The organism is Streptomyces sp. NPDC050145, assembly GCF_044460245.1.
GTDB lineage: Bacteria > Actinomycetota > Actinomycetes > Streptomycetales > Streptomycetaceae > Streptomyces.
Map to the genome: position 1 here is coordinate 226,620 of NZ_JBITJS010000005.1, position 11,801 is coordinate 238,420.

Annotated in this window: 8 protein-coding genes; 5 read left to right on the forward strand and 3 right to left on the reverse strand. The window is 71.5% G+C overall.

Translation table 11 applies throughout. The annotated features are described in order from the left end of the window. Positions 1 to 41: 41 nt before the first annotated feature. The 4 genes from ACIBTU_RS12535 (at position 42) to galU (ending at position 6,047) form a co-directional block, all read left to right on the forward strand. Positions 42 to 1,079: a rod shape-determining protein gene (locus tag ACIBTU_RS12535; protein ID WP_399126019.1), complete on the forward strand. Its 1,038-nt coding sequence runs from the start codon at positions 42 to 44 to the stop codon at positions 1,077 to 1,079. Positions 1,080 to 1,104: 25 nt separating this feature from the next. After that, a complete protein-coding gene (locus ACIBTU_RS12540) occupies positions 1,105 to 2,571 on the forward strand; it encodes a GAF domain-containing protein (protein ID WP_399126020.1) in 1,467 nt (488 codons plus the stop codon). 227 nt (positions 2,572 to 2,798) lie between these two features. After that, the gene (locus ACIBTU_RS12545; RefSeq protein ID WP_399126021.1) at positions 2,799 to 5,093 is read left to right on the forward strand and encodes a CDP-glycerol glycerophosphotransferase family protein; all 2,295 of its coding nucleotides are present in this window, start codon (positions 2,799 to 2,801) and stop codon (positions 5,091 to 5,093) included. Between the two features lie 54 nt (positions 5,094 to 5,147). After that, positions 5,148 to 6,047: a UTP--glucose-1-phosphate uridylyltransferase GalU gene (gene galU / locus ACIBTU_RS12550; RefSeq protein WP_399126022.1), complete on the forward strand. Its 900-nt coding sequence runs from the start codon at positions 5,148 to 5,150 to the stop codon at positions 6,045 to 6,047. Positions 6,048 to 6,121: 74 nt separating this feature from the next. Here the strand turns inward: galU and ACIBTU_RS12555 are convergent, their stop codons facing one another. From ACIBTU_RS12555 to htpX, 3 genes are all read right to left on the reverse strand, one after another. Continuing rightward, positions 6,122 to 6,997: a calcium-binding protein gene (locus ACIBTU_RS12555; RefSeq protein ID WP_399126023.1), complete on the reverse strand. Its 876-nt coding sequence runs from the start codon at positions 6,995 to 6,997 to the stop codon at positions 6,122 to 6,124. Positions 6,998 to 7,166: 169 nt separating this feature from the next. Continuing rightward, positions 7,167 to 7,736 (reverse strand): hypothetical protein, encoded by a 570-nt coding sequence (locus ACIBTU_RS12560; RefSeq protein ID WP_399126024.1) that lies wholly within the window; start codon positions 7,734 to 7,736, stop codon positions 7,167 to 7,169. Positions 7,737 to 7,747: 11 nt separating this feature from the next. Further along, positions 7,748 to 8,647, reverse strand: coding sequence for a zinc metalloprotease HtpX (gene htpX / locus ACIBTU_RS12565; protein ID WP_399126026.1), 900 nt, complete (start codon positions 8,645 to 8,647; stop codon positions 7,748 to 7,750). Between the two features lie 338 nt (positions 8,648 to 8,985). On the opposite strand from htpX, the gene ACIBTU_RS12570 reads away from it, so the two are divergent. Next, the gene (locus ACIBTU_RS12570) at positions 8,986 to 11,577 is read left to right on the forward strand and encodes a SpoIIE family protein phosphatase (protein ID WP_399126222.1); all 2,592 of its coding nucleotides are present in this window, start codon (positions 8,986 to 8,988) and stop codon (positions 11,575 to 11,577) included. The last annotated feature ends 224 nt before the right edge of the window (positions 11,578 to 11,801 follow it).

Consider the following 11,801-nt stretch of genomic DNA (forward strand, 5'->3'; position numbering starts at 1 on the left):
CGACGGCCCGTCCACGGTCTGCGCTCTCGGGAGGAACTGCCATGACCGTCAGTCTGGAGCAGCTGCGCCGCTGCCACTTCGCCGTCGACCTGGGCGCTGCCCGCACCCGCGTGTACGTGAAGGGCGCGGGTCTCGTCGTGGACGAGCCGAGCGCGGCCGCGGTCAACACCCGTACCGGCGCCCTGATCGCGGTCGGGGAGTTCGCCGAGAAGATGACCGGCCGCACCCCCGACTACATCCGGGTCGTGCGTCCCGTCTCCGGCGGCACCGTCGTCGACATCGAGATGGCGCAGCGGATGCTGCGTCACCTGCTGGGCGAGAAGCTGCGCCGCGCCCTGCGCCGCAAGCCCCGGCTGCGGGCGGCGGCCTGCACCCCGCACGACGCCGATCCGCTCGCCCAGCGGGCCGCGGTGGAGACCCTCGTGGGGCTCGGCGCGAGACGGGTCGAGCTGGTCGACACGCTGATCGCGGCGGCCGTCGGCTGCGGCCTGCCCGTCGAGCAGCCCGAGGCCACCATGATCATGGTGTGCGGGGCGGCGACGACGCAGATCGCCGTGCTGTCGCTCGGCGCGATCGTGACGGCCGACCGGATCCCGGTCGGCGGCGACGCCATCGACCACGCCGTGGTGCAGCATCTGCGCCAGCACCACGAGCTGATGCTGCCCTCGCAGTCCGTGCGCCCTCTCCAGCTCGCGCTGAGCGGCAACGGGCTCACGCCGAGCGGCCCCGAGCAGACCGAGATCCACGGCCGGGACGTGGCGACGGGCCTGGCCCGCTCGGTGCACGTCGACACCTCCGCGGTGCGGCGCGCCATCCACACCCCGCTGACGGCGGTCCTGGACGGCATCGGCAGGGTGCTGCGCGACTGCCCGCCGGATCTCGTGGCCGACCTCGCGGACCGCGGGATCATGATGGTCGGCGGTTCGGCGCTGCTGCCGGGCCTGGACCAGATGCTGCGGGACGCCACGGGCATGCCGGTGCACATCGCCGAGCGGCCCGACGTGTGCGCGGTGCAGGGGCTCGGCGCGATGATGGAGGGCAAGGTCCAGCCGCTGGTCCTGGACCCGCTGGCCGATTGAACCGGTGTACGGAGCGATCCTCACGATGAGCCCGAGCGGGCCGGGGCCCGACGCCTCGTCCGGCCTGTCCGTCCTCCTGGAAGCGGTCCTGACCATCGGTACCGATCTCGAACCGCGGGCCACGCTGCGGCAGCTGGTGGACAGCGCGACCGCCCTGACCGGCGCCCGGCACGGTGTCCTCGGCCTCCTCGACCCCGAGCACGGCCGGCTGGTCGAGGTGGTGACCAGCGAGGGCGCCCGGCCCGAGCTGCCGCCCGGCGAGCCGTACGACACGGTGCTGCACGAGCCGGGGCTGCTCGCGGTGCCGGTCCTGGTGCAGGGCGCGGTGTGCGGCCGGCTGCGGCTGACCGGGCGACACACGCCCGAGGGCTTCACCGGCGCCGACCTCGAGGTGCTGCGGGTCCTGGCCGGCCAGGCGGGCATCGCGCTGGGCAACGCCCGCCTGTACGAGAGCGCGCGGCAACGCGAGCGCTGGATCGAGGGCGCGGCGGCGGTGACGACGGCGCTGCTCACCGGCGCCTCGGGGGACGCGCTGACGACGGTCGCCGAGCAGGCGCGGCTGCTCGCGGACGCGGCGGCCGGGGTCGTGCTCCAGCCGACCGAGGAGGGCGGCATGGAGATCGTCGCGGCGGCCACGACGGACGACCCTGGTCTGCTGCTGGGCGCCACGATCCGGCCGGGCACCGCGGTCCTCGCGCAACTCCTCGCCGGTGAGCCGGTGTTCATCGACGACTCGGCGAGCGATCCGCGGATGACGACGCACGTACGGAGTCTGTTCGGGCCGAGCATGATGCTGCCGTTGCAGGCGGCGGGGAAGCTGATCGGCACCCTGGCCCTGCCCCGCTCCCCCGGCGCCCGCCCTTACACGTCGGTGGACCACCGGCTGGCGACCCAGTTCGCCTCGCAGGCGGCGCTCGCGCTGGTCCTCGCCGACGCCCAGGCCGGCCGGGAGCGGCTCGCCGTGTTCGAGGACCGGGACCGGATCGCCCGTGACCTGCACGATCTCGTGATCCAGCGGCTGTTCGCGACGGGGATGATGCTGGAGACGGCGGCGCGCCGGGCGCAGGCGGCCGAGGTGCGCACGATGCTGGCGCAGGCCGTGGACGAGCTGGAGTCGACGGTCCAGGAGGTCCGTACGACGATCTTCGCGTTGCAGCAGCCGCCGTCGGACGCCCCGTCGACGTTCCGCGGCAAGGTGCTGCGCGAGACGGCGGGCGCGGCGGCGGTCCTCGGGTTCAGCCCGTCGGTCCATTTCACCGGCGCCGTCGAGTCGGCGGTGCCGGGCCAGGCCCAGGGGCATCTCCTCGCGGCGCTGCGCCGCGCCCTGGCCACGGCCTCGCGCCGCCCGGGTGTCTCCCGGATCGAGGTCACGGTCGACGCGCGGGCCACGCTGCCCGACGGCCGCCCGGGCGTCCGCCTGACGGTGACGGACGACGGGGCGGTGGAGGAGGGCGCGGCGGCGTCCCCGGTGATCTGGCAGGCGCCGCGCTAGAGCCCCTGGGTCAATGTGCCGTGGGTCACAATTCGCGCGCGGTCCGCAACCGTGCCGACTCCTCGCGGGTCTAGCACAAGCGGGTGGGAAACGTAAGGGTGTTTGGGCTGATATACGCCCGAAACAGTAGATGTCGGACCCTCATGTAATATTCACCCGCGCTCTTCACATCCTTCACAGAGTCGTGTGCTGGGCGGACACCGGGACCCCACGACCAGGGAAGCCAGATGAGCCACGCCGAGAACGCGATCGCCCCTCGAATAAGCCTTGTTGTGCCGGTCTACCGGGTTCAGGGATATCTGCGCGCCTGCCTGGACTCGATCCTCGACCAGTCCTTCACGGACTTCGAGATCGTCGCGATCGACGACGCCTCCCCCGACGCCTGCGGCCGGATCCTCGACGAGTACGCCGCCCGCGACGAGCGCGTGGTCCCGGTCCACCTCACCGAGAACCAGGGCATCGGCAAGGCCCGCGACCTCGGCGCCCTGCGCGCGCGAGGCGACTACATCTTCTTCCTGGACAGCGACGACACCCTGGCCGAGGGCGCCCTGCAGGCCGTCGCCGACCGTCTCGACCTCACCGCCGACCCGGACATCCTGCTCCTCAACCACGTCCGCACGTACTGGACGAACCGGGTGCAGGCCAGCGCGGCCGGCGAGATGCTCGAAGCCGCCGGCAGCGACGTCTTCACCGCGCTGGAGCGCCCCGAGTACCTCACGATGTTCGCCGTGGTGTGGAACAGGGTGTACCGCCGCGAGTTCTACGTCGGCAACGGTTTCACGTTCACCGACGGCATCTACGAGGACGCGCTCATGGTCTACAAGACCATGCTGACCGCCGAGCGCATCGCCTGCCTCGAGCACGTGTGCGTGGAGTACCGCCAGCGCCGCCAGGGCAACTCGATGCGCACCCCGGGCCGCAAGCACTTCGGCATCTTCGAGCAGTACGCCCGGCTGTTCGCGTTCCTCGACGAGCGCCCGCACCTGGAGCCCGTCCGCGCCCTGATGTTCGAGCGCATGGCGAGCCACTTCCTCTTCACCCTGGTCCGCCCGGACCGCATCGTGCCGTCGGACCGCGCCTCCTTCTTCAAGCGTTCCACCCAGCAGTACCGCCGCTTCAAGCCGGCCGGCTTCACCCGCCCCGAGGGCATGACCGGTGTCCGGTTCGAGCTCCTGGAGCGCGGCTCCTACCCGGCGTACCAGGCCTTCGAGCTGGCCGGCGCGACCAAGTCGAAGCTGCGCAAGCGCGCGCTGAAGACCAAGAACGCGCTGGGCCGCAAGGCGTACGACCAGCTGTACCGCATGTACCAGCGCCGCCCGCTCGACGAGAACCTGGCGGTCTACAGCGCGTACTGGAACCGCGGCGTGGCCTGCAACCCCGCGGCGATCTACCACAAGGCCAAGGAGCTGGCCCCGCACGTCCACGGCGTGTGGGTGGTGCGCGCAGGCGACGAGGGGAACGTGCCGGCGGGCGTCGACTACGTCGTCAGCCGCTCCCCGCGCTACTGGGAGGTCATGGCCCGCGCCAAGTACCTCGTCAACAACGTCAACTTCCCCAACGAGATCGTCAAGCGCCCCGGCCAGGTCCACCTGCAGACGCACCACGGCACGCCGCTCAAGCAGATGGGCATCGACCAGCAGCGCTTCCCGGCCGCCGCGAAGAACATGAGCTTCCACCAGATGCTCGAGCGCGTCGACAAGTGGGACTTCAGCCTCTCCTCGAACCAGCACTCGACGGAGATCTGGGAGCGCGTCTACCCCTGTGCCTTCGAGAACATCGACTCGGGCTACCCGCGCAACGACGTCTACTTCCAGGCCACTTCGGCCGACGTCGCCCGCGTCCGGGCCGAACTGGGCATCCAGGACGGGCAGACCGCGATCCTGTACTGCCCCACGGTCCGCGACTACCAGAAGGGCTTCATCCCCCGGCTGGACCTGGAGCGGCTGTGCCGCGAGCTCGGCCCGGACCACGTCGTCCTGGTGCGCGCGCACTACTTCTACGGCGCCGACCCGCAGCTCGCCGCCCTCCAGGAGCGCGGCCTGATCAAGGACGTCTCCCGCTACCCGGTCGTCGAGGACCTGTGCCTGGCCTCCGACGTCCTGATCACGGACTACTCGTCGATCATGTTCGACTACGCCTGCCTCGACCGGCCGATCGTCTCGTACGTGGACGACTGGGAGGTCTACAGCAAGGCGCGCGGCGTGTACTTCGACCTTCTGTCGCAGGAGCCCGGCCAGACCCCCGGCGCGACCGCGACCTCCGAGGACGAGCTGATCGAGGTGTTCCGCAGCGGCGCCTGGAACGGCGAGCGGGCCGCGGCCCTGCGTCAGGCGTTCCGTGAGCGCTTCGTCCAGTACGACGACGGCCACGCGGCCGAGCGCGTCGTGCGCCGGATCTTCCTGGACCAGGAGGCGACGCCTGCCGTCCTGCCGCTCGCCGAGCGGACCCCGGCGCCCCGCCCCGCGCAGGCCGCCGACCAGGCCGGCGCGACGGCGGGCGACGCCGACCTCGTCGGCGCCTGACCGACCACACGCACGACGCACCACGCATCACACGCAACGGGGGAACGCACCACCATGACGTCACGGATCTCGAAGGCGGTCATTCCGGCCGCCGGTCTCGGCACCCGGTTCCTGCCCGCCACCAAGGCGACTCCCAAGGAGATGCTCCCGGTGGTCGACAAGCCGGCGATCCAGTACGTGGTCGAAGAGGCCGCCTCCGCGGGTCTCGACGACGTACTCATGATCACGGGCCGCAACAAGCGCCCGCTCGAGGACCACTTCGACCGCAACTACGAACTGGAGTCCGCCCTCCAGAAGAAGGGCGACGCGAGCCGCCTGGCCAAGGTCCAGGAGTCCAGCGACCTCGCCACCATGCACTACGTCCGCCAGGGCGACCCCAAGGGCCTGGGCCACGCCGTCCTGTGCGCGGCCCCCCACGTCGGCGACGAACCCTTCGCGGTCCTCCTCGGCGACGACCTCATCGACCCCCGCGACCCCCTCCTCGCCCGCATGGTCGAGGTCCAGGAACAGCACGGCGGCAGCGTCATCGCCCTCATGGAGGTCGACCCCGCCCAGATCCACCTCTACGGCTGCGCCGCCGTCGAGGCGACCGGCGAGGGCGACGTCGTCAAGGTCACCGACCTCGTCGAGAAGCCCGACGCGGCCGACGCCCCGTCCAACTACGCGATCATCGGCCGCTACGTCCTGGACCCCCACGTCTTCGACATACTGCGCAAGACCGAGCCCGGCCGCGGCGGCGAGATCCAGCTCACCGACGCCCTCCAGCAACTCGCCGCGGACGAGAAGGTCGGCGGCCCGGTCCACGGAGTCGTCTTCAAGGGCCGCCGCTATGACACCGGCGACCGTGGAGACTATCTGCGGGCCATTGTCAGACTCGCGTGCGAACGTGAGGACCTGGGCCCCGACTTCCGGACCTGGCTGACCGCGTACGTGGCCGAGGAGCTCCAGGGCTGACCTGCCCCGGCACACGTCAACGGCCCGGAACCTCCAGGAGGTTCCGGGCCGTTGGCGCACATCGGCTCAGGCGATCAGCGGACGTCGACGTAGTCGGCGGACGACGTCGCCGTGGACGTCGCGCTGTTGCCCGGGTAGTAGAAGCGCCACGTACCGTCGGCCGAGGCCGTGACGGTGGTCTTCACCGCGCCGGTGGAGGAGCTGTTCACGGTCTTGACCGTGGTGTAGGTGCTGCTGCCGGCCTTCTTGAACTGCAGCTGGACCGGCTGGCTGCCGTAGCCGTAGTACTTGAGGTAGGTCCAGCTGATCCGGCTCAGGCTGCCGGAGACCGTGATCGGCTTGCCCTTGGCGACCGGCTCGGGCGAGGCGTTGAACGACTTGATCTGGGCGGCGCGCTTGACCCAGTGGTTCTTGTAGACGTCGTTCTCGGCGACGTCGCCGTCCTTGCCCACGGCGGCGGCGTACACGTTCCACTTGCCGTTGAGCGAACTCTTGTAGATGTTCGTCATCGGGTCGGCGGTCAGGACGATCTTGCAGGTGGCGGTCGTCTCGCTCCAGTACTCGCAGTCGCGCGAGATGTCGTCGGAGTTCGGGATGATGGCGCCGTCGATACCGTCCTCGCTCGAGAGGTCGGTGCCGTGCCACAGGAAGGCCTGGACGCCTTCGATGCCCTCGGGGTTGGTGGCCGTCACGTAGACGTTGAACGTCTTGGCCTGGGTGCCGCCGACGACGACGTCCTTGTTGCCGTTGACGGTCACCTTGGTGATCTGGATGTCGTCGACGCCCGCCGTCGAGAAGGTGCTCTTCTGCTCGCCGACCACCAGCGGCGCCACCGCGTCCGCGGCGGACGGGGCGGAGGGAGCGTCGTCCGCCTGTACGGCCGGGGCGACGAAGGCGGTCAGAGCCGCGGCGCCGGACATCGCGGCGACCAGACTGGCACGAATGCGCATGGATGCTTCTCCAGTTGAGAAGTACGGCTCTTGTGATCCCGTGGGCCCGTGTGACCCGCGAGAGTGAAGAAACCGTGTGATTCGAGTGAGCCTTCGGTTGACTCGCGGTGTAGACCCACGGAAGACCCAAACGGTTGTGCGCGTCAGGACTTTTTGTTCGTGCGCGTTTTCACGCCAACCCGGGGGCGTCCCAGACCGGGAACCAGCGGCCCAGATCGGGCTCCACGCGCAGGTCGTCGCCGAGCACGGCCCGCACCTCGAGCTCCAGCGTGTTGTCCCGCTTGCGCTCCTGGCCGGGCCGGGGCGCGAAGGGGTAGAAGGTGCCGCGCTTGTAGAGGTAGACGAGCGCCACGGAGCGCGCCTCGCGCGGGTCCCCGAAGCCGATCAGGGAGCACAGGAGGTGTGGCCCGAATCCGCCTTCCTCCAGGGAGGTGTTCACCGCGTGGAGGTCGTTGACCAGTCCGGCCACGTCGTCCGGGGCGTGGCGCACGTGGAGCCAGGTGTATCCGAGCCCGTCCTCGGTGAACTCGACGGGCCCGTCGAGCAGTTCGGCGAGCTCGTCCTGGATCCGGTCGAAGGCGCCGCCCTCCACGCTCGCGAAGCAGACGGAGCCCTCCCCGGTGGGGACGAGCCCGGCCGCGGCCTGGAGGGTGACGGCGGCCGAGGGCAGCGCGAAGAGCTGGTCGAGGTCGGGCCGGACGGGCTTGCTCCGGCCGAGGAGGGCGTCGAGGAATCCCATGCGGCGTCCTGTCACGGGCGGCCGAGCTGGGCCGAGATCCGGCTCAGCTGGTCGAGGCGCTGTTCGAGGGTGGGGTGCGAGGCGAGGAGCCGGCCGGCGCTCTCCTTGCTGAAGGCGGGCGCGAAGAAGAACGCGTTGAACGGCTCGGCCTTGCGCAGGTCCCGGGTCGGGATGCGGGCGATCTGCCCGGTGACCTTGGTCAGCGCGGAGGCGAGGGCGGAGGGGCGGCCGGTGAGCAGGGCCGCGGCCCGGTCGGCGGACAGCTCGCGGTAGCGGGACAGCAGCCGGGTGAGCAGGAAGCTGACGGCGTAGACGACGGCGCTGACCGCGGTGACGATCAGCACGGCCACCGCCGCGTTGCTGTCGCGGTTGCTGCGGCCGAAGCCGCTCCAGATCGCCGAGCGGGTGATGAGGCCGGCCAGCACACCGAGGAAGGAGGCGATGGTCATCACGGCCACGTCGCGGTGCGCGACATGCGACATCTCGTGCGCGAGCACGCCTTCCAGCTCCTCGGGTTCGAGGCGGCGCAGCAGGCCGGTGGTGGCGCACACCATCGCGTTCTTCCGGTTGCGCCCGGTCGCGAACGCGTTCGGCACGTCCGAGTCGGCGACGGCGACGCGCGGCTTGGGCATGTCGGCGAGCGCGCAGAGCCGGTCGACCGCGGCGTGCAGTTCGGGGGCCTGCTCCGGGGTGACCTCGCGCGCGCCCATGCTGAAGGCGGCGATGCGGTCGCTGAACCAGAACTGGCCGATGAACAGCGCGCCCGAGAAGAGCAGCACGAACGCCCACGCCCCCTTGAGGAGCACGACGAGCACGCCGACCACGACCACGTACAGCAGGCCGATGAAGAACATCGTCGCCACCATGCGTGAGGTGAGCCCGCGGTCGGGCGCGAACCGGGTCTGTGCCATCGAGGCCTCCCGAGAACTTCGGGGCGATCCTCTGCGGAGTGAACCCCCCGCGGAGTGATCCCTCTCCCCTTGGGAACAATTGTCCCTCTGCCGTCCCACTGGCGGGCGGGCGCCGAGGCGGGGCCGGGGAACATGGAGGAACATATGGATATGCATCGGCGTGAGGTTCCGCATCCGGGAACCGGGCCGTGACTCGGGCCGGAGACCGGCGGAAGGCGCCGCACCGGTCGCCGGGGCGACGCCTGGGCTCCCTGCTGAGCGCGCGCACCGTCGCCGGCCAGGTGTTCCTGTTGCAGGTCGCGACCGTGCTGCTGCTGGTGGCGGCCGCGGTGGTGGCGATGGTGGTGCAGGTGCGGCACGACACCGCGCAGGACGCCCGCCACCGGTCGCTGGCCGCCGCCGAGTCCTTCGCGCACGCCCCGGGCATCCTCCAGGCGCTCGACAGCCCGCACCCGACGGCGGTGCTGCAGCCGCTCACGGAGGCGGCCCGCAAGGGCGCCGGGGTCGACGCCATCGTCGTCTCCGACGCGTCGGGCACCCGCCTCACCCACCCCGACCCGAGCCTGATCGGCAAGCACATCATCGGCCCCGAGAACGTCATAGAGGACGTGCGGGCCGGGCGGACCGTCACGGAGACCTTCTCCGGGAGCCAGGGCCCTTCCGTGGTCTCCGCCGTCCCCATCACCCGGCCGGACGGGACCGTCGTCGGCATCGTGTCCGGCGGGGTCAAGATCGAGACGCTGAACGACGCTCTGGGCCGGCATCTGCCGGTCCTGTTCGGCTCCGCCGCCGCCGCGCTGGTCATCGCCACGGTAGGGGCGGGCCTGGTGGGCCGCAGGCTGCGCCGCCAGACCCACGGCCTGGGCCCGGCGGAGATGACCCGGATGTACGAGCATCACGCCGCGGTGCTGCACGCCGTGCGGGAGGGCGTGCTGATCGTCGGCGGCGACGGGCTGCTGGTGCTGGCCAACGACGAGGCGCGGCGCCTGCTCGACCTGCCGGCGGACGCGGAGGGGCGCCGGATCGACGAACTGGGCCTGGAGCCGGAGACGGCCGAGCTGCTGGGCTCGGGGCGTACGGCCACCGACGAGGTCCACCCGGCCGGGGACCGGCTGCTCGCGGTCAACATCCGGCCCACCGAGCCGCACGGCGGCGGCCCCGGCACCGTGGCGACGCTGCGCGACACGACCGAGCTGCGGGCGCTGGCGGGCCGGGCCGAGGTGGCCAGGGAGCGGCTGCGGCTGCTCTACGACGCCGGGGTGCGGATCGGCACGACGCTGGACGTGACCCGTACCGCCGAGGAGCTGGCGGAGGTGGCGGTCCCCCGGTTCGCGGACTACGTCACCGTCGAGCTGCTCGACCCCGTCCTGCGGGGCGAGGAGCCGACCGGTACCCACATGGAGATGCGCCGCGCCGCCTTCCGCGGCATCAGCGACGACGCGCCGCTCTATCCCGTCGGGGAGCTGATCCGGTTCCTGTCCCCCGACCATCCCATCGCGGACGACGGGGCGGTCCTGGAGGCGGATCTGGCGGCCTCCGAGCGCTGGCGCGCCCAGGATCCGGAGCGTGCGCAGAAGGTCCTCGACCACGGCATCCGGTCCCTGATCTCGGTGCCGCTGCGGGCCCGTGGCGTGGTCCTCGGCATGGCCGACTTCTGGCGCTCGTCGCACGAGCCGTTCGAGCACGACGACCTGTCGGCCGCCGAGGAGCTGGCCGCGCGGGCGGCGCTGGCGATCGACAACGCCCGCCGCTTCACCCGCGAGCACGGCATGGCCGTCACCCTCCAGCGCAGCCTGCTGCCCCGCGCCCTGCCCGAGCAGTCGGCCCTGGAGGTGGCCCACCGCTATCTGCCGGCCCGTGCCGGGGTGGGCGGCGACTGGTTCGACATCATTCCGCTGCCCGGCGCGCGGGTGGCCCTGGTCGTCGGCGACGTGGTCGGGCACGGCCTGCACGCCGCGGCCACGATGGGCCGGCTGCGCACGGCGGTGCACAACTTCTCCGCCCTGGACCTGTCCCCCGACGAGCTGCTCGGTCATCTGGACGAGCTGGTCGCCCACATCGACAGCGACCGGGCCGTCGCCGACCAGGACGGACCGGCGGTCACCGGCGCCACCTGCCTGTACGCCATCTACGACCCGAGCACCGGGCGGGCCGCCGTCGCGACGGCCGGGCATCTGGGCCCGGCCCTGGTGGACCCGGACGGCACCGTCACCTTCCCGGAGCTGCCGGTCTCGCCGCCGCTGGGGCTGGGCGCCACGACGCCGTTCGAGACCGCCGAGCTGCAACTGCCCGCGGACTCCCGGCTCGTGCTGTACACCGACGGGCTCGTCGAGGACCGCGGCCGCGATCTCGACACCGGTCTGGCGCTGCTGCGCAGGACCCTGGAGGGGCACCCGGACCGCAGGCCGGAGGAGACCTGCCGGGCCGTGGTCGACGCGCTGCTGTCCGAGCGCCCGCGGGACGACGTGGCACTGCTCGTCGCCCGCACCCGGCTCCTCGACCCGATGCTGGTCGCCGAGTGGGACGTGCCCTCGGACCCGGCGGCGGTCGCCGGCGTGCGGGGCGAGGCGGCCCGTCAGCTGGAGGCGTGGGGCCTGGACGAGATCGGCTTCACCACCGAGCTGATCATCAGCGAGCTGGTCACCAACGCCATCCGGTACGGCAGCCAGCCCATCCGGCTGCGGCTGCTGCACGACCGGAACCATCTGATCTGCGAGGTCGCGGACGGCTCCAGCACCTCGCCGCACCTGCGGCGGGCCAAGACCACCGACGAGGGCGGGCGCGGACTGTTCCTGGTCGCCCAGTTCGCCCGGCGCTGGGGCACCCGCTACACGACCCGCGGAAAGATCATCTGGACCGAACAGGCCCTCGTCGCCACCGAACCCGACCCCGATCTGGCCGACGCGCTGCTCGACCAATGGGGCGAGTGAGCCCTCCCGGCGAGGAAGGCTTCTCATCGCTTGACCTCGTCGACAGCTGCGCGTTATATGGATATACGGCGTAAGTATACGACTTAAGTGGATTGCCGCTCATTCGCTCGCGCACGTACGGCGAGAAGGGCCGGTTCGACGAGCCCGCTCCCTCGGGTCCCTCGAGCGCACCGCATCCGCGGGATCCGCCCACCTCCACGTCGACGGAGTCCAGCCCGCGCGTC

Coding starts and splice junctions, on each gene's coding strand:
- ACIBTU_RS12545 (WP_399126021.1), top strand. CDS start 2,799: ATGAGCCACGCCGAGAACGCGATCGCCCCTCGAATAAGCCTTGTTGTG.
- ACIBTU_RS12540 (WP_399126020.1), top strand. CDS start 1,105: ATGAGCCCGAGCGGGCCGGGGCCCGACGCCTCGTCCGGCCTGTCCGTC.
- ACIBTU_RS12555 (WP_399126023.1), bottom strand. CDS start 6,997: ATGCGCATTCGTGCCAGTCTGGTCGCCGCGATGTCCGGCGCCGCGGCT.
- ACIBTU_RS12535 (WP_399126019.1), top strand. CDS start 42: ATGACCGTCAGTCTGGAGCAGCTGCGCCGCTGCCACTTCGCCGTCGAC.
- ACIBTU_RS12560 (WP_399126024.1), bottom strand. CDS start 7,736: ATGGGATTCCTCGACGCCCTCCTCGGCCGGAGCAAGCCCGTCCGGCCC.
- galU (WP_399126022.1), top strand. CDS start 5,148: ATGACGTCACGGATCTCGAAGGCGGTCATTCCGGCCGCCGGTCTCGGC.
- ACIBTU_RS12570 (WP_399126222.1), top strand. CDS start 8,986: ATGGTGGTGCAGGTGCGGCACGACACCGCGCAGGACGCCCGCCACCGG.
- htpX (WP_399126026.1), bottom strand. CDS start 8,647: ATGGCACAGACCCGGTTCGCGCCCGACCGCGGGCTCACCTCACGCATG.